The organism is Janthinobacterium sp. BJB426, assembly GCF_002735705.1.
Lineage (GTDB): Bacteria > Pseudomonadota > Gammaproteobacteria > Burkholderiales > Burkholderiaceae_D > Janthinobacterium.
Map to the genome: position 1 here is coordinate 532,162 of NZ_PDZL01000002.1, position 17,884 is coordinate 550,045.

At 65.9% G+C, this 17,884-nt stretch carries 16 protein-coding genes; 7 read left to right on the plus strand and 9 right to left on the minus strand.

Going from position 1 to position 17,884, the window contains the following annotated elements:
* Positions 1-56: 56 nt before the first annotated feature.
* Entirely contained in the window at positions 57-1,337 is a 1,281-nt protein-coding gene (locus tag CSQ93_RS05275; RefSeq protein WP_099377074.1) for an arsenic transporter, read from the minus strand.
* 113 nt (positions 1,338-1,450) lie between these two features.
* On the minus strand, positions 1,451-3,100 hold the full coding sequence (locus tag CSQ93_RS05280; protein ID WP_099377075.1) for a DUF4394 domain-containing protein: 1,650 nt from the start codon (positions 3,098-3,100) through the stop codon (positions 1,451-1,453).
* A gap of 192 nt (positions 3,101-3,292) precedes the next feature.
* Between CSQ93_RS05280 and CSQ93_RS05285 the strand changes: the two genes are divergently transcribed.
* The 3 genes from CSQ93_RS05285 (at position 3,293) to CSQ93_RS05295 (ending at position 5,093) form a co-directional block, all read left to right on the plus strand.
* Complete coding sequence (locus CSQ93_RS05285) at positions 3,293-3,565, plus strand: DUF6150 family protein (protein WP_099377076.1); 273 nt, start codon at positions 3,293-3,295, stop codon at positions 3,563-3,565.
* A gap of 41 nt (positions 3,566-3,606) precedes the next feature.
* Positions 3,607-4,182 carry an Hcp family type VI secretion system effector gene (locus tag CSQ93_RS05290; protein WP_099377077.1) on the plus strand — a complete coding sequence of 192 codons (576 nt, stop codon included), beginning with the start codon at positions 3,607-3,609 and terminating at the stop codon, positions 4,180-4,182.
* A gap of 89 nt (positions 4,183-4,271) precedes the next feature.
* Complete coding sequence (locus CSQ93_RS05295; protein ID WP_099377078.1) at positions 4,272-5,093, plus strand: hypothetical protein; 822 nt, start codon at positions 4,272-4,274, stop codon at positions 5,091-5,093.
* A gap of 3 nt (positions 5,094-5,096) precedes the next feature.
* Here CSQ93_RS05295 and CSQ93_RS05300 read toward each other — a convergent pair whose 3' ends face one another.
* The 3 genes from CSQ93_RS05300 to CSQ93_RS05310 are packed head-to-tail and all read right to left on the minus strand — an operon-like array spanning position 5,097 to position 10,804.
* The gene (locus tag CSQ93_RS05300; protein WP_099377079.1) at positions 5,097-6,467 is read right to left on the minus strand and encodes an efflux transporter outer membrane subunit; all 1,371 of its coding nucleotides are present in this window, start codon (positions 6,465-6,467) and stop codon (positions 5,097-5,099) included.
* Positions 6,467-9,613 (minus strand): efflux RND transporter permease subunit, encoded by a 3,147-nt coding sequence (locus CSQ93_RS05305; protein ID WP_099377080.1) that lies wholly within the window; start codon positions 9,611-9,613, stop codon positions 6,467-6,469. The genes CSQ93_RS05300 and CSQ93_RS05305 overlap by 1 nt, the downstream gene beginning before the upstream one ends.
* Before the next feature lie 33 nt (positions 9,614-9,646).
* The gene (locus CSQ93_RS05310) at positions 9,647-10,804 is read right to left on the minus strand and encodes an efflux RND transporter periplasmic adaptor subunit (RefSeq protein ID WP_099377081.1); all 1,158 of its coding nucleotides are present in this window, start codon (positions 10,802-10,804) and stop codon (positions 9,647-9,649) included.
* A gap of 133 nt (positions 10,805-10,937) precedes the next feature.
* Between CSQ93_RS05310 and CSQ93_RS05315 the strand changes: the two genes are divergently transcribed.
* Positions 10,938-11,687 carry a response regulator gene (locus CSQ93_RS05315; protein WP_099377082.1) on the plus strand — a complete coding sequence of 250 codons (750 nt, stop codon included), beginning with the start codon at positions 10,938-10,940 and terminating at the stop codon, positions 11,685-11,687.
* Positions 11,687-12,772 (plus strand): ATP-binding protein, encoded by a 1,086-nt coding sequence (locus CSQ93_RS05320; protein WP_099377083.1) that lies wholly within the window; start codon positions 11,687-11,689, stop codon positions 12,770-12,772. Before CSQ93_RS05315 ends, CSQ93_RS05320 begins: the two co-directional genes overlap by 1 nt.
* Here the strand turns inward: CSQ93_RS05320 and CSQ93_RS05325 are convergent, their stop codons facing one another.
* Entirely contained in the window at positions 12,773-13,660 is an 888-nt protein-coding gene (locus CSQ93_RS05325; RefSeq protein ID WP_099377084.1) for a LysR family transcriptional regulator, read from the minus strand.
* 102 nt (positions 13,661-13,762) lie between these two features.
* Between CSQ93_RS05325 and CSQ93_RS05330 the strand changes: the two genes are divergently transcribed.
* Both CSQ93_RS05330 and CSQ93_RS05335 read left to right on the plus strand, forming a co-directional pair.
* The gene (locus CSQ93_RS05330; protein ID WP_099377085.1) at positions 13,763-14,761 is read left to right on the plus strand and encodes an aldo/keto reductase; all 999 of its coding nucleotides are present in this window, start codon (positions 13,763-13,765) and stop codon (positions 14,759-14,761) included.
* Positions 14,762-14,870: 109 nt separating this feature from the next.
* Positions 14,871-15,509, plus strand: a complete 639-nt coding sequence (locus tag CSQ93_RS05335) for an NAD(P)H-dependent oxidoreductase (protein WP_099377086.1) — start codon at positions 14,871-14,873, stop codon at positions 15,507-15,509.
* A gap of 66 nt (positions 15,510-15,575) precedes the next feature.
* Here CSQ93_RS05335 and CSQ93_RS05340 read toward each other — a convergent pair whose 3' ends face one another.
* The 3 genes from CSQ93_RS05340 to CSQ93_RS28725 all read right to left on the minus strand — a co-directional run bounded on the left by CSQ93_RS05340 (position 15,576) and on the right by CSQ93_RS28725 (position 17,794).
* The gene (locus CSQ93_RS05340) at positions 15,576-16,886 is read right to left on the minus strand and encodes an ATP-binding protein (protein ID WP_099377087.1); all 1,311 of its coding nucleotides are present in this window, start codon (positions 16,884-16,886) and stop codon (positions 15,576-15,578) included.
* On the minus strand, positions 16,880-17,545 hold the full coding sequence (locus CSQ93_RS05345) for a response regulator transcription factor (protein ID WP_099377088.1): 666 nt from the start codon (positions 17,543-17,545) through the stop codon (positions 16,880-16,882). The genes CSQ93_RS05340 and CSQ93_RS05345 overlap by 7 nt, the downstream gene beginning before the upstream one ends.
* Positions 17,546-17,623: 78 nt before the next feature.
* Positions 17,624-17,794: a hypothetical protein gene (locus CSQ93_RS28725; protein ID WP_158301126.1), complete on the minus strand. Its 171-nt coding sequence runs from the start codon at positions 17,792-17,794 to the stop codon at positions 17,624-17,626.
* Positions 17,795-17,884: the final 90 nt, after the last annotated feature.

Genomic DNA, 17,884 nt, shown 5'->3' on the forward strand with positions numbered 1-17,884 from the left:
GCCAGTATAGCAAAAAATCTGACCGGTCGTCTAGTAAACTATCCCCCGCTCTGCCATCACCCCAGGCGCAGCGCCAATGCAGCCAGGGTCACCAAGAGCACGGGCACGGTCAGCACGATGCCGACGCGGAAATAGTAGCCCCAGGAAATATGGATATTCTTGCTGTCGAGCACGTGCAGCCACAGCAAGGTGGCCAGGCTGCCGATGGGCGTGATCTTCGGGCCCAGGTCGCTGCCGATGACGTTCGCGTAAATCATCGCTTCGCGCACGGCCCCCTGCGCCGTCGTCGGGTCGATGGCCAGCGCGCCCACCAGCACCGTCGGCAGGTTGTTCATCACGGACGACAATAACGCCGTCAGCACGCCCGTGCCCATGGCCGCGCCCCACACGCCGTACTGCGCAAAGTGGTTCAGCATGCCCGTCAGGTACGCCGTCAGGCCCGCATTGCGCAAGCCGTACACGACCAGGTACATGCCCAGCGAAAAGACGACGATATGCCACGGCGCATGGCGCAGCACGTGGCGCGTGGAAATCACGTGGCCCTTGCCGGCCACGCCCAGCAGCAGCGCGGCGCCGACGGCGGCGATCAGGCTGATGGGGACGCCCAGGCTTTCTTGCGAGAAAAATCCCACCAGCAGCAGCGCCAGCACCAGCCAGCCGGCGCGGAAGGTACCGAGGTCGCGGATGGCGGCGTCCGGGCGTTTCAGCTGCGCCACGTCATAGTCGCGAGGAATATCCTGGTGGAAAAAGAGCAGCAAGGCCGCCAGGGTCGCCAGCACGGCGACGACATTGACGGGCGCCATCACGGAAGCGTACTCGGCAAAGCCGATCTTGAAGAAATCGGCCGAGACGATATTCACCAGGTTCGACACTACCAGCGGCAGGCTGGCCGTGTCGGCAATAAAGCCGGCGGCCATCACGTAGGCCAGGGTGGCCCTGGCGGAAAATTTCAGGGCCCGCAGCATGGCGATGACGATGGGCGTCAGGATCAGCGCGGCGCCGTCATTGGCGAACACGGCGGACACGAGCGCGCCCAGCAGGACCAGCAGCACGAACAGTTTTCTGCCGCTGCCGCCGCCCCAGCGCGCCACGTGCAAGGCGGCCCATTCGAAGAAACCGGCCGCGTCCAGCAGCAGGCTGATGATGATCACGGCGATGAACGTGCCGGTGGCGTTCCACACGATATGCCAGACGACGGGAATGTCGCCCCAGTGGATCACGCCGGCCAGCAAGGCGACACAGGCGCCGATGACGGCGCTCCAGCCGATGCCCAGGCCGCGCGGCTGCCAGATGACGAGGACTAATGTGGCGAGAAAGATGAAGAAAGCGGTGAGCATGAGGTCCCGTTCGTTGCGGCATCGCGGGCACCATGCGCCGCAGCCATTGAAAATCAACAATAATTCTATAATACTGGAATTATTGAATCAAAGCAAAGCTGCGGCGTATTTCCTTACTTGAGCGCGATGGCAATATCGACCAGTCCCACCGACCCGTTGCCGACGAGGGACGCGGCCGGCGTGGCCGCGCCGCCGCTCAGCACGGCCGCACCCGTCGCCAGGTCGATGCGGTACAGCGAGCTCGGTCCCGTGGCCGACGTGCGCAAGGCCGCCAGGGCCAGGCCATTCGCGCCACCCGCGATATCGAAGCCGACGTCGCCCGCCACGGCCAACCCGAGCAGCCCCACATTGACGAGAGTACCGTCATTCGGCGGATTTTGCAGGGCGAGCGCAGCGCTGGCCGTATCGATATCGAACAACATGGTGGCCGCCGTGCCCGCAAAGCTGTTGCTGTAGGCCGCCGCCGTGACAGCCGGCGTTGCACCGGCGCGGTTGACGGCACCATCGGTGGTGGTGGCGCCCGTGTCGACATTGATGCGCAGGCTTTGCCCCGTGTTGCCGATCACGCGCAGGCGGTCGGCGACGGGATTGAAGTCGACGCCGAAGGCCGTGCCGGCGATGGCCGTGTAGGGCGCGGTGGCGTCCGCCGCATCGGCCGCCAGCGTCGCCTTGACGGTGGCCACACCCGTGTCCGGGGCGATGGTAACGATGCGCCCCGTTGACGATATCCCGTACAGCAAGCCGTCTTTCGGACGGATATCAAAGCCCAGCAGGCGCTCGCCCGCCGCCAGGCCCGTGACGGCCACGTTGGCGTCCAGCGTGTTCGGGGTAGCCGTCTTGAAGCTGACGATGCGATTGTCGTCCGTCAGGCCGTAGGCGATGGGGGCGCCCGGCGCCTTCAAGGCGATGCCGCGCAATTCTTCCGTCACGCCGATGGCCGCCACCAGGGTCGCCGGTGCCGTGCTGGCCGCCAGGTTCAGGGTGTACAGGTTGCGCGCGCCGGCCACCGTCATGACGGCGTAGCCCGTATTCGTGCGCGCATCGATATCGAAACCGGCGACGCCGGTGGCCGCCACGCCCAGCGGCACGGCATTGGCCAGGGTGCCGTTGTTGGGCGGATTTTGCGTGTACAGGGTGGCGTTGGCCGCATCGATGACGAACAAGGTGGTGCTGGCCGTGCCGGCGAAGCTGTTGCTGTAGGCGGCCGCCGTGACGGCGGCATTGACTGCACCGCCATTGATATTGCCGTCCGTCGTGGTGGCCCCCGTGTCGACATTGATGCGCAGGCTCTGGCCCGTGTTGCTGACGATGCGCAGGCGGTCGGCGACTGGGTTGAAATCGACGCCGAACTCCGTGCCGGCCAGCGCCGTGTAGGGCGCCGTCGCGTCGGCCGCATCGGCTGCCAGGGTGACCTTCACGGTGGCGGCGCCCGTCACGCCATTCAGGGTGTAGATGCGCCCCGTGCTGCCAACGCCATACAGCTCGCCATCGGCGGGACGGAAATCGATGCCCAGCAGGTTTTCGCCAGTTTGCAAACCCGTCACGGTGGCCGTGGTGCGGATGGTGGCTGGCGTGGCGCGGTCGAACGACAGCAGTTTATTACTGGCGGCGAGCACGAAGACATCGCCCGCCACCGCCACGGGTGGCGCTGGCGGAACGACAACATCGGCATGGTCGCTGCCGCCGCCGCAGGCAGACAAGGTCATGGCGACGGCGGAAACGAGCAGCAGCTTGGCAAATGGCAAGGTCGGTAATATCGGCATGATCGTGGCCCCTGTAAGAGTGAGTGGAAGTGCCGCTCGTGCCGCCCTTGCGGCGAGCGCACCCCTGTACTACTCGCCATGCGCGCGTTTGGATGCAGCCATGCAAAAATTTATTTCGGCGCCATTGATGCTTGTGTTTATGCAACTTTTTCAGTGTATAGTCGCAGGCACGACGACAAGTGGAAACAGAGAGTGGCGCGCATATTTCAATCAGAGACCATGGGAGAAGCCGACGTGCGGGTGGCCATCGTGCCGCGCGACAATGCCGATTTGCTGGTGCACCGCGTCAGCAGCCGGGGCCTGGCACGGGGCGACGCCGTGTGGTACATCACCCGCGACCGGCAAGAGGCCACGGCCCGCGTATTCTTCGTCTCGCAAGGCATGGCGCAGCTGAAAATCTGTTTTGTCGACATCTACGCCGAGGCAGGCTGGCAAGTGCCACGTCCGCGCCATATCCGTCTGTAGCGCAAAAAGCCCGTACACATTGACTGCAAGGGAACATCTTCATGGATTTGATCCTGCTGGAACCCGGCAACGGGGAACTCGTATTCGGCAAGGCGACGGACGGTAGCAATGGCGGAAGTCTTATCGACACCGCCTGGAGCGACGCCGCCGCGTTTCAGGGCATGGGCCAGTGCATCGAGCTGATGTCCTTACATCAAGGCATGAAGCAGCAAGTGACGACCGACGTCAGCAATGCGGCGCGCACGTCCGGGCGGCCCGTGATCACGGAATTTACCTGCGTCAAATATGTCGACCAGACGTCCGTCAAGCTGTATGAACTGTGCCTGCGCGCCGAGCCACTGGGCAGGGGTGCCGCCCAGCCTACCAAGCTGTCCATCGCCCGCAACTCGGGCGACAAGACGGTCAACATCATCACCATCTCGCTGCGCGATGCCCTGATCAGCGAAATCCAGCTGCAAACCCATCCCGATGACATGCCGACCGAACAGTTCAAGCTGAACTTTACGGAAATCCTCTGGAGCCACAGCGTGCAGCGTGCGGACGGCCAGCCCGCAGCCCAGAACACGACGGGCTGGAGCCTGGCGCGCAACCGCCCGATCAGCGCTTTTACGGCATGATAAAGATGAGCTGCGCCTGCCCGCCACGGCAGTACAGGCGTCTGGCACAGTAGACCGTCAGCAAACCGATACGCCATAAGGATACCCTCATGAGCAAATACATCCGCATCGCCGGCAGTCCCGCCAAGGGCATCGTCCTGCTGGGCGACGATGGCACGCTGCGCAGCCTGGCCCAGGTCGAGCGGAACTTGTACTGGCTGGACTGCACCAAGGCCCCTGGCTTCGTGCCTGGCGACACGGCGTTCGCCTGCCTGCTGGGCGATGGCGCGGGCTACACCACGCTGGTGCATGGCACGGCCATCCGTTTTCTCGCCGCCCTGGGCCAGCCGGAGGCGCGCTGGAAAGACGTCGCGGGGCCGCCTGCCGGCACCGGCATGGCCGGCCTGGCCGGCGACCACCATCACGGCTACCTGCTGCTGGCCGCCGATGGCCACGGCCTGTACCGGCTGGACAGGTCGGCCAATGGCAATGGTGAGTGGAATGCATGGGAGCGCTGCGCCGCCCTGCCCCCGCCATTGCGCGGCAAGGCCACCCTGATCGCCGGCGACTGGCAGCATGGCATGCTAGCGGTGGGTGAGGCTGCGGCAGCAAAACTGTCACGCGGCGGCGACGCCTGGACGGCGCTGCCGCCGCCACCGCTGGCCATCGAGATGGTGACGGGCAATTTCCACGATGGTTTCGTCGCCTATGGCGAGGGGCAGCTGTGCATGCTGGACTCGGGCGCCCAGCCAAGGTGGAGCCGCCTGGGCGTGCCAAACTTCGACCTGCGTGCCCTGTCCGGCGATCCGGTCCACGGCGTGGCGGCCGTGCTGGCCGATTCCAGCGGCGACGGCACACTGGTCGCGTATGCCCTGCGTCCGGGACGGGAACCGTGGTCGCTGGCACTGGCGCCGCCGGCAAGGCGCCGCTAAGCCCTACTCTTCCAGCCCTCCCCCCAGCGCCTTGTACAGGGCCACGGCCGACTTGAACTGGTCGCGCCGCGCGTCGAGCAGGGTTTGCTGCGCCGCGTACGACTGGCGCTGCGCGTCGAGCAATTCCAGGCGGCTGTCCTGGCCCGCGTCGTAGCGTAGCTGCGACAGGCGCTGGCGCTGCTGCGCCGCCACCACCACGCGTTCTTGCGCGGCGATCTGCTGCGCATACGTGGCGCTGCCGGCCAGGCCGTCGCGCACGTCGCGAAACGCTGCCTGGATCGCCTGTTCGTATTGCAGCACGGCCACGTCCTTGCGCAGGCGCGACAGCTGCAATTCCGCGCGCAGCTGGCCGCCCTGGAACAGCGGTTGCGTTACTTGCGGCGCAAACGACCAGCTGCGCGCGCTGCCGCGGAACAAGTCACTGAGTTCCGGGCTGGCAAAGCCCAGCGACGCCGTCAGCGACAGACGCGGGAAGAAGGCGGCGCGGGCGGCGCCGATTTCCGCATTCGCCGCGACCAGCGCATATTCGGCCTGCAGGATATCGGGGCGGCGCGCCAGCAAGTCCGACGGCAGGCCGGGCGGCAGCTGCGTCAGCACGGGCTGGCCATCGAGCGGCCGGCCTGCCGGCAAGTCCGTTGGCAGCGGCGCGCCCAGCAACAATTCCAGGTTGTTGCGCGCCAGGGCACCGGCCCGCTCGCGCGCCTGCACGTCCGCTTCCGCCGTGGCCGCCTGCCCTTCGGCTTGCGCCACGTCAAGGCCACTGCCCTGCTGCGCGCCATGCAGGCGCTGCGTCAGGACCAGGGCCTGACGCCAGTCAAGCAGGGTTTGCCGCGCCAGCGCCAGCTGTTCCTCGGCCAGGCGCTGCTCCAGGTAAGCATCGGCCACGGCGCCGATCAGGGCCATGTGCGCGGCGCGCTGACCCTGCTGCGTGGCCAGGTAACGGGCAAAGGCGGCATCCGACAGCGAGCGCAGGCGGCCGAACAGGTCGATCTCGAACGCGCTCATGGCGATGCCCGCAGTGAACTGATTTTGCGTCACCGCATCGGCGCCGCGCTGGCGCACGCCACCCGCATTCGCGCCGATGGCCGGATAGCGGCCCGCATCCTGGATCTGGTACTGGGCCCGCACGGCTTCCACGTTGAGGGACGCCACGCGCAAGTCGCGATTGTTTTCCAGCGCGATGCCGACCAGGCGCTGCAGGCGCGCATCGAGCAGCATCTGGCGCCAGCCCAGGTCCGCCGCAGTGTCGGCCGTGGCTGGCACTGCGGCCTCGCCATAACTGGCCGGTATCGGCGCCGCCGGCTTGACCAGCGGCGGCGTCAATGAACACGCCGATAACAAGCCGGCGATCGGTAACAGATAAAACCAGCGCATTACAACTCCCCTTCCACCGCCTTGATGGCGGTGTGATGACTGCGTTTATTAAAATAGCGGTCCATCTTGTCGACGGCGCCCAGCACCACGACAAAGAACACGGGCACGAAAAACACGGCCAGCACGGTGGCGGTAATCATGCCGCCGAACACGCCCGTGCCGATCGCGTGCTGCGTCTCGGCGCTGGCACCCGTGGCCAGCATCAGCGGCACCACGCCCAGCGCAAACGCCAGTGACGTCATCAAAATCGGACGCAAGCGCAATCTAGCCGCTTCCACCGTCGCCTCGACCAAGCCCTTGCCTTGCGCCTGCAGCTGGCGCGCATACTCGACGATCAGGATCGCGTTCTTCGCCGACAGGCCGATGATCGTGATCATGCCCACCTTGAAGAACACATCGTTCGGCATGCCGCGCAACATCACGGCCAGCACGGCGCCCAGCAAGCCCAAAGGCACGACCAGCATCACGGAGACGGGAATCGACCAGCTTTCATACAGGGCCGCCAGTACAAGGAAGACCACCAGCATCGACAGCGCCATCAGCATGGGCGCTTGCGACGCCGATTCCTTCTCTTGCAGCGACTGGCCCGTCCACGCCAGCGCGAAGCCGGTCGGCAATTGCTTCACGAGGCGTTCCATCTCCAGCATGGCGTCGCCGCTCGATACGCCCGGTGCCGCGCTGCCCGAAATGCGCGCCGCCGGATAACCCTGGTAGCGCACCAGCTGCAGCGGTGACTCGCTCCACACGGGGCGCACCAGTTCACCCAGGGCCACCATGCCGCCCGCGTTATTGCGGATGCGCAAGGCCAGCACATCGTTCAGCTGCATGCGCGACGGCGCATCGGCCTGGATGATCACCTGCTGCATGCGGCCGGCGTTCGGGAAATCGTTGACATAGGTCGAACCCATGGCTGCCGTCAGCATGTCGGCAATGGCCGTAAACGACACGCCCAGCGCTTCCGCCTTGGTGCGGTCGATATCGAGGCGCACGCTGGCGCCGGGCGGCAAGCCGTCCGGATACACGCCCGCCACCTTGCTGCTTTGCGCGGCCAGGCCCAGCAACTGGTTCTGCGCCGCCTGCATGGCAGCGATACCCTGGTTGGCGCGGTCTTGCAGGCGCATGGAAAAGCCGGACGAGTTGCCCAGTTCATCGATGGCGGGCGGCATCAGGCTCATGATCACGCCCTCCTTCGCCTGCGACATGGCTTCCTGCGCCAGCGCCACTTCTTCCTGCGCCGTGGCGCCGTTGCGCTGTTTCCAGTCCTTCAGCATGGTGAACGCCAGGCCCGCGTTCGGTCCCGCGCCGGAAAAGCTGAAACCGAGAATAGACTGGTTCACTTCGATGCCGGGCCGCGTGGCCACGTGCTGCTCGTACAGTTTGACGACATCGAGCGTGCGCTCCATGGTGGCGTCGGACGGCAGCTGGATCGAGGTGATGAAGTAGCCCTGGTCTTCTTCCGGCAAGAAGGCCGACGGCAGCTGCATGAAAGCCACGCCCAGCGCCGCGACGATGGCTCCATACAGCACCATCGAGCGGCCCGCGCGTTTCAGCATCGCCACCACGCCTTTTTCGTAGCGCGCCGTCATACGGTCAAACTGGCGGTCGAACCACAGGAAGAAGCCTTTTTTATCGTGGTCGTGCGGGCCGATCGGTTTCAACATGGTGGCGCACAAGGCCGGCGTCAGGCTCAAGGCCAAAAAGGCCGAGAACAGGATGGACACGGCCATGGCCAGCGTGAACTGGCGGTAGATGGCGCCCACGGAGCCGCTGGCCAGGGCCATCGGGATGAACACGGCCGTCAGCACCAGCGTGATGCCCACGACCGCACCGGTGATTTCGCGCATGGCTTTCGATGTCGCTTCCTTCGGCGACAAGCCCTCCGTCGCCATCAGCCGCTCGACGGCTTCCACCACCACGATGGCGTCGTCGACGATGATGCCGATGGCCAGCACCATGCCAAACATGGTCAGCACGTTGACGGAATAGCCGGCCAGCAGCATCACCGTGAAGGTGCCCATCAGGGCAATCGGCGCGACGATGGCGGGAATCAGGGTGTAGCGTATCTTTTGCAGGAACAGATACATGACGAGGAACACCAGCACCATCGCCTCCAACAGCGTGACGATGACCTTTTCAATCGAGATTTTCACGAACGGTGCCGTGTCGAACGGTACCGAGTACTTGATCCCGGCCGGCATGGTGTGCGCCAGTTCGGCCATGCGCGCACGCACGGCGCTGGCCGTCTGCACGGCGTTGGCGCCCGGCGACAGCATGATGGCGGCGCCCGACGCGGCTTGCCCGTTTTCGCGGATGCTGAAATTGAAGCTTTGCGCGCCCAGCGACACTTTCGCCACGTCGCCGATGGTCACTTTCGAGCCATCCGCATTCGCGCGCAGCACGATGGCGGCAAATTCGGCCGGCGTTTGCAACTGGCCCTGCACCGTCAGCGGAATGGTCACGCGCTGGCCGTGCACGGCGGGCGAATCGCCCAGGCGGCCCGGCGCGATCTGTGCATTTTGCTGCGCGATGGCGGCCGTCAGCTCGCCCATGGCGATGTTGTACGACACCAGCTTGGCCGGATCGACCCAGATGCGCATGGCCCGCTCGGAGCCGAACAGCTGCACCTTGCCTACGCCGGGAATGCGACGCAGCTCTTCCGTCACGTTGCGCGCCAGGTAATCGCCCAGCGCCACTTCATCGTGCTGGCCATTCTCGGAAATCAGGCTGACGATCATCAGGAAGCCGGACGACGCCGATTCCACCGTCAAGCCATTTTGCCGCACGGCCTGCGGCAGACGCGGTTCGATGGCTTTCAGGCGGTTTTGCACGTCCACCTGCGCCATTTCCGGATTCGTTCCCGGCTGGAAGGTGACGGTGATCGAGGCCGACCCCGACGTGTCGGTGGACGACTCGAAATACAGCAGGTGCTTGACACCCGACAGTTCGCGCTCGATCAAGCCCACCACGGAATCGTTCATGGTTTGCGGCGTGGCGCCAGGGTAGTTGGCGCTGATGCTGACGCTGGGCGGCGCCACCGAAGGGAAGCGCGCAATCGGCAATTGCGGTATGGCGATCAGTCCGAACAGGACGATGAAGACCGCCACCACCCACGCAAAGACGGGGCGGTTGATGAAAAATTGAGGCATGTCGTTAGGCTTTCATTGTATTCATATGGTGCATCAACGCGCCTTGGCGGCGGCCGCCGTTGCCACGATGGCCGGCTTCCACGGCTGCGGCGCGGCGGTGGCGCCAGGCTGCAAGCGTTCCTGGCCTTCGATGACGACGGTTTCGCCAGCCTTCAAGCCGCCGTTGACCACGTACTGGTGCTCGACCACGTCGCCCACCGTGATGGGTTTCAGGCTGGCTTTGTTCGTGCCATCGAGCACCCAGGCCTGCGCCTGGCCGCTGCTGCTGTGCAAGACGGCTTGCTGCGGCAACAGCACGCCATTTGCCTGCACGGCGCGGGCGATGCGGGCGCGCACGAACATGCCCGGCAACAACTGGCGCTGCGGATTGTCGACCAGCACGCGGACGACGGCGTCGCCCGTGCCTGCATCGACGCTGATGCCCGAGAACAGGATGCGGCCCGTGACGGGATGCGGCTGGCCATCGGCGCCCAAAATGGTCACGGGCAGCTTGTCCGCGCCACCGGTCCCAGCGGATTGCAGCGCGGCCAGCGCGGCGGCCGGCTGGCGCACGTCGACGTACACCTTGTCGATCTGCTGGATGCGCGCCATCGGCGTGGCATCGGCCAGGCCCACGAGCGCGCCTTCCGTCACCAGTTCGGAGCCGATGCGCCCGGCAATGGGCGCCTCGATGCTGGCAAAGGCCAGGTCCAGGCGGCGCCGCGCCAGGCTGGCCCGCGCTTGCGCCACGGTGGCCACGGCTTGCTCGCGCTGGGCCACGGCGTCGTCATACGCCTGGCGGCTGATGGCGTCCGCTTCCACCAGCGGTTTTAACCTGTCGGCCTGGCTGCTGGCGCGGTTCGCCGTGGCCACCGCATGCTGCAGGGCGGCGGCGGCGGAATCGACGTCCGCCTGGAATGGCGCCGGGTTGAGCTGGAACAGCTTCTGTCCCGCCTGCACGTCGGCGCCCTGCTCGAACTGGCGGCGCAGCACGATGCCGCCCACCTGCGGGCGGATGTCGGCCGTGCGGAAGGCGGCCACCCTGCCCGGCAATTCGTCGCTGAGGACGACGGGCGCCGCTTGCAGCTTGAGCACCGTCACGGCGGCGGGCGGCGCGGCGCCTTCTTCCGGCGCGGGTTTGGAACAGGCGGCAAGGCTGAGCAGTGCCGCGGCGATCAACATGTTTTTCTTGGTGAAATGGCTCGGATGCATGGTCTTTCTCTATGGCAGATCCCAACCGGCGGTCCGGTCGACAGATAACAAGAGCATAGAAGGCCAAGATGGATGTTCCGTCAAAGAAATGTGGAGATTCGATGGAGACAGCGAAGAATGCTAGACTATTTGGATGAACTATCATCACAGCGCCAGCCAGCCCTCCTTCCTTGCCACCACGCCCCCTTCCGCCCTCGTCCTGATCGCCGAAGATGAACCGCAAATCGCCCGCATTCTCGCCGGGTACCTCGAGCGCGACGGCTACCGCACGGCCTTCGCGCACGATGGCCAGGAAGCGCTGCAGCAGCACCTGGCGCTGGCGCCGGACCTGCTGCTGCTCGACGTGCAAATGCCGCGTGTCGATGGCTGGGGCGTGCTGGCGGAAGTGCGCCGGCGCGGCGAAACGCCCGTCATCATGCTCACAGCCCGCGACCAGGATGCCGACAAGCTGGCCGCCCTGCGCGTGGGCGCCGACGACTACATCATCAAGCCTTTCAATCCGGCCGAAGTGGTGGCCCGCGTGGCCGCCGTGCTGCGCCGCTCGCGCGTGCGCCACCATCCAGTGGGCGGCCAGCGCCTGCGCTGCGGCCCCATCGACATCGACCAGGAAACCTATGTGGCCAGCGTGCTGCGCGATGGCATGGCCGTGGCGCTCAGCCTGACGCTGACGGAATTTCGCCTGCTGGCCCACCTGGCGCGCACGCCGCGCCGCGTCTGCAGCCGCCTGGAATTGCTGGAGTCGTGCATGCCCGAGAGCAATTCGATGGAACGCACGGTGGACAGCCACGTCAGCAAGCTGCGCAAGAAGCTGGAAGAAGCAGGCGTGCTGAACATGCCGGCCAGCCTGCGCGGCGTGGGCTACCGCCTGGAAAGCGACCTCTGATGCGCTTCACAGGCTTGAACCGGCAAATCATCCTGTCGATGTCCGTGCTGATGGTCAGCAGCATCCTGATCATCTGGATCGGTTCCTGGACCTTCTTTGCCATCGCCTTCAAGATCGATCCCGGCATGCTGTCCGAGCCGGACGACTGGTCGCCCAGCACCGTCGAATGGCTGTGGATTTTCGCCATCACCATCTTTGGCTTGGGCCTGGCCGCCTTTTTCGCCCTCAAGCTCGCTTCGCGCATCCTCAAACCGATCAATTCCGTGATGGACAGCGTGCGCCGCGTGGCGCATGGCGACCTGTCCGCGCGCGCCTTCGCGGGCGACCGCAGCCTGGGCGAGACGGCCATGCTGGTCGACGATTTCAACAGCATGGCCGAGCGCCTGCAGCGGGGCGCCAAGGAAAGCGAAACGTGGAATGCGGCCATCGCGCACGAACTGCGCACGCCCGTGACCATCCTGCGCGGCACCTTGCAAGGCGTCGTCGATGGCGTCTTCAAGCCCGAGGAAGTGCCGTTTTCCAGCCTGCTGGCACAAGTCGAGGACCTGGGACGGCTGATCGAGGATTTGCGCACCCTGAGCCTGGCCGACAGCGGTCACATGCAGCTACGCATGGCGTGGACGGACCTGACCCTGGAAATCGGCGAAGTGCGCCGCCTGCTGGCGCAAGAGATGGAAGCGGCCGGTTTTACCCTGCAACTGCACCTGTCGGACCATCCCGTCTGCTGCGACGCGGCGCGCATCCGGCAAATCGTGCTGGCCCTGCTCGACAACGCGCGCCGCTATGCGCATCCGGGCCTGCTGCGCGTGCGCACCCGCGTGCAGGCCGGCCAGTACTACCTGAGCGTCGAGGATGCGGGTCCCGGCATTGCGGAGGATTTGGCGCCGCACGTGTTCGAGGCGTTCCGCCGCGGCGACAGCGCCAGGGTCGACCTGAACGCGGGCAGCGGCCTGGGACTGGCCGTGGTCGAGGCCATCGCGCGCGCCCACGGCGGCAGCGCCGTCTGCACGCGTGGCAAGGCGGGCGGCAGCCTGTTCACCATCAAGTGGCCGGTCGAGCATGCCGCGCCGCCGCCCGCCGGCTGACTATATCACCGGCGCGCGCAGCATGTCGACAAAGGCGCGCAGCACAGGCGGCATCTGCCGCCGGCTCGGGTAGTACAGGAAGTAACGGGGCGGCGGCGGCAGGCAGCGCTGCAGCACGCACACCAGGCGCCCGGCCGCGATATCGGCGCGCGCATCAGCCTCGTACACATACGCCAGTCCCGCGCCATCGCGGGCCGCGCGCAGCATCAATTCATCGTCGTCGAACACCAGCGGACCGCCGACGGCAATGCTGACACCCTCCCCGTCCTGCTCGAACTCCCACGCATACTGGCGCCCGCTGGGGAAACGCCGGCCTATGCAGGCGTGTTCCAGCAGCGCGCGCGGCGTGGCCGGTAGCCCATGCGCCGCCAGGTAGGCGGGCGACGCCACCACGACGAACGGTTGCGGCGCGCCCACAGGCACGGCGATCATGTCGGCCGCCACCTGCTCGCCGAAGCGGATGCCCGCGTCAAAACCGTCGCGCACGATATCGATCATGCCGTCATCGGTGATCAGTTCCACCTGCACGCGCGGATAACGGGCAACGAAGCTGGCCAGCATGGGCGCGAGCAGCAGCCGCGCCGCCGGACGGGGCACGTTCAGGCGCAGCTTGCCTGCGGGCACATCCTGCAAGGCGCTCAAATCCTGCAAGGCATCATTGATTTCGCGCATGGCCGGCGCCAGCCGCGCCAGGAGCTGCTGGCCCGCCTCGGTCGGCGTGACGCTGCGCGTGGTGCGGTTCAGCAGGCGCACGCCCAGGCGCTCTTCCAGCGCGCGCAGCGCATGGCTGAGGGCGGAAGCGGAGACGCCCCGTTCCAGGGCCGCCTTGCGAAAGCTGCGCAGGCGGGCGACGGCGGCAAAGGCCGTCAATTCGTTGAGGTCAGCCATTATTCATGAGAAAAATTCAGTAATACATGCAGCATAAGCTATCTTATCGCACGCTGTTGCTTCATCCATACTCCTTGCATCTTTTTTGAAGAGGAGTGAAAAATGGAACACAGAACACTGGGCCACTCCGGCTTGCGCGTCGCCCCCATCGGCCTGGGCTGCATGGGCATGAGCTTTGCCTATGGCGGCGCGGACGAGGCCACCTCGCTGCGCGTGCTGCACCGCGCGGTGGAACTGGGCGTGACCCTGATCGATACGGCGGAAGTCTACGGCCCCTACGTCAATGAGGAACTGGTGGGCCGCGCCCTGAAGCCATTGCGCGGCAAGGTCCACATCGCCACCAAGTTCGGCTTCAAGATATTGCCCCACGGCCAGGGCGTGGAACGCATGGCGGGCGTGGACAGCCGCCCCGAGCATATTCGCCAGGCGGTGGAAGCATCGCTGTCCCGGCTCGGCATCGAGTGCATCGACTTGCTGTACCAGCACCGCGTGGACCCCGCCGTGCCCATCGAAGACGTGGTCGGCGCCATGGCGGAGCTGGTGCGGGCGGGCAAGGTGCGCCACCTGGGGCTGTCGGAAGTGTCGGCCGCCACCCTGCGCCGCGCCCATGCCGTGCACCCGATTGCAGCCGTGCAATCCGAGTATTCGCTGTGGAGCCGCGACGTGGAAGCCGAGGTGCTGCCCGCCTGCCGCGCCCTCGGCGTCGGCTTCGTGCCCTACAGCCCGCTGGGCCGGGGCTTCCTGACGGGCCAGCTCGCGTCCAGCGCCGCACTGGCGCCCGACGACTACCGCCACAGTCTGCCCCGCTTCCAGCCGCCCGCGATGGCGGCCAACGCGAAGCTGGTGGCCGAACTGCAGCGCCTGGCGGCGGCGCGCGGCGCCACGGCGGCCCAGCTGGCCCTTGCCTGGTTGCTGGCCCAAGGCGATGACATCGTGCCGATTCCCGGCGCCCGCAGCCTGGCGCACCTGGAAGAGAACGTGGCCGCCGCGCAGGTCAAACTCAGCGACAGCGAGCTGGCCGCCATCGGCGCCGCCATCGCGCCCGCCAGCGTGCAGGGCGCGCGCTACCCGGAGATTGAACTTGCCATGGTTGGCCTGTAGACAACCGTGCATGAGTGCGCTATACCGGTACTTTTTTGTCCAGCGCACTTGAAATGCCCGAATCCGCTATCATTTCCAATCTGAACTATTCATTATGAAAGGGATTTACATGTCCGCACTGCTCGAAACACTGCAATGGCGCTACGCCACCAAGAAGATGGACCCGACGAAAACGGTGCCGCAAGAGAAGGTCGAGCGCATCCTGGAAGCCGTGCGCCTGACGGCCAGTTCCAGCGGACTGCATCCTTACGAAGTCTTCGTCGTGACGAATCCGGCCCTGCGCGAGCAGATCAAGCCGCACGCGTGGAACCAGTCGCAAGTGACGGATGCCTCGCATTTGCTGGTGTTTGCCGCCTGGGACAATTACACGGCAGAACGCATCAACGCGCGCTTTGACCTGGTCAACACCGTGCGCGGCTTCAAGAATGAAGGCTGGGAAGCGTACCGCCAGCAAATCCTGGCCACATATCCGCAGCGCGATGCGGAAACCAACTACCAGCACGCGGCGCGCCAGGCCTACATCGGCGTGGGCACGGCCCTGATCGCTGCGGCGCAGGAAAAAGTCGATTCGACGCCGATGGAAGGCTTTGATCCGGCCAAGGTCGACGAAATCCTGAACCTGCGCGAAAAAGGCCTGCGTTCCGTCGTCATGCTGCCGCTCGGTTACCGCGCCGACGCAGGCGACTGGCTGGTGGACCTGAAAAAAGTGCGCCCTGCGCGCGAGCAATTCATCACCGAGCTGGCGTAAGCGTTTTCAGCGCCTCTCCCGTGACTGAAAAGCGGATGCCCTCGCCGGCATCCGCTTTTTTTGCTTTCAGGCTGGCTGCGGGAAGCGCACCGTCACCTCCAGGCCCCGTCCCTCTTCCCCATCGGCCAGCGCGATATCGGCCTGGTGGTGCTCGGCGATGTGGCGCACGATGGACAGGCCCAGGCCGCAGCCCCAGGCGTCGTTGCCGTCGGGACGGAAGAAGCGGTCGAACAGGCGCGCATGGTGCTGGCGCGGCACGCCGGGGCCGTTGTCGGACACGCGCAGCAGGGGCCGGCCCTCTTCCACCGCCGCCTGCAAGTCGACCCGGCCGCCCTGCTGCGTGTAGCGCAAGGCGTTATCGATCAGGTTATTCAGCAACACTTGCAAGCCGTCAGGATCAGCCTGCACCAATACCTTGGCCGGCAACGTTTCCACCACGCCCAGGTCGATCGCGCGGCTGTCGGCCAGCGCGCTGTGGTCGGCCACGGCCGCTTCCAGCAACTGTCCCAGGTCCACCGTGTGCAGCTGGCTGGAAGTCAACGCCGTTTCATGGCGCGCCAGGCTGAGCAATTGACGCACGAGGTGCGTGCTGCGGTCCAGCCGTTCGTGCAGCCGCGCCAGGGCCACGCGGCGTTCTTCCTCGCTGCCGGCCCGCTCGGCCACCTGCAGCTGCAATTTCAGCGCCGTCAGCGGCGAGCGCAATTCATGCGCGGCATCGGCAACAAAGGTGCGCTGCGCCGTCAGCGCCGCCTCGAACTGCCCCATCAGGCTATTCAGCGCCAGCGCCACGGGCCGCAATTCGGGCGGCATGTCGTCGGCCGCCAGCGGCGTCAGGGCGTCCGGCGAACGGCCCGCCACGGATTCGGCCAGCCGGTGCAGCGGCGCCAGCGCGCGCCCCACGACGGCGACGATCAGCAGCGCCAGGATCAGCGCGAACACCAGCAGCGGCGCGCCGGCGCGCATGGTCATCTGCCAGGCCAGCTGGTCGCGCACGGCCTGCGCCTGCGCCACCTGCACGTAGCGGCCGCGCCGCGTCTCGCCGTACAGGCGCCAGTCTTCGCCGTGCAGCACGACATCGGCAAAGCCGGCCAGCGCATAGCGCGGCAGTGCCGGCTGGCCCTGCAGGACGGGCAAGGGCTGGCCATCCTCGTCCCAGGCCTGCAGCACGAACGCTTCTTCCGGGTCTTGCGCGGCGGCCAGACCCGCCTGCGGCTCGAACTCGTCGGGCATGACCACGGCCAGCTGGCGCAGCTGCAAGTCGGCCAGTTCATTGGTTTCTTCCAGCAGCGAGCGGAACAGCGAAATGCCGGCGCCCAGCACGCACAGCAAGGTGGCGGCCAGCAAACCGAGCAGCAACTGGCGGCGGATGGTCAGCATGGTGCCAGCCGCATCTTGTAGCCCACGCCGCGCACGGTCTGGATGCTGTCCGCGCCGAGCTTCTTGCGCAACTGGTACACGTACACGTCGACAGTATTACTTTCCACTTCGCAATCCCAGCCGTACAGCTTTTCGCTCAGCTGGCGCTTCGACACCACCTTGCCCGGATGGTCGAGCAAGGCGCGCAGCACGGAAAACTCGCGCGGCGGCAGCTTGATCAGCTCCCCTTCGAACGTGACGTCGTGACTGGCCAGGTCGAGGATCAGCGCGCCATGCTCGATGACGGAGCGCGAACGGCTGACCCGGCGCCGCAGCAACGCGCGGATGCGCGCCAGCAGCTCGTCGAGGTCGAAGGGCTTGACCAGGTAATCGTCGGCGCCGCTGTCGAGCCCTTCCACGCGGGCCGGCGTGCCGTCGCGCGCCGTGATGATCAGCACGGGCAACTCGGCGCCGCGCGCGCGCATGGCGCGCAGCACGTCCATGCCCTCCTTGCCGGGCAAGCCCAGATCGAGCAGCATCAGGTCGTAAGCGAAGCCGGCCAGCGCCAGCTCCGCATCGTGGCCATCGCGCACCCAGTCGACGGCATAGCACTCGCCGCGCAAGCCTTCGACCAGGCTTTCCCCGATCATCGGATCGTCTTCCACCAGCAATACGCGCACCCGGGGCCTCTCAAGGTCTTGAAAAAGCCACCATCTTACCTTGACCGGCGCCGCGCCGCATGGGCTGCCGCAGTGGCCTTACTTCGATCCGCGGAACGGTGGAATATTCCCTTCTTGCGGAAACAGCGCCACGCCTTTCGCAGGCGGTACCGCCGCAGCGAGCGCCTCGCCAGGCTGGGCCGCTTGCGATACGGGCAGAATGGCCAGCAGGGATACCGCGCCAACACAGAAAATAGCCTTGATTTTCATATCATTCCTTAAAGGTTGCATAGAAAAATATCGGATGAATATACTATTTCACATATTAACAAACAGGCAATGCCAGCCCAAGATACCTGC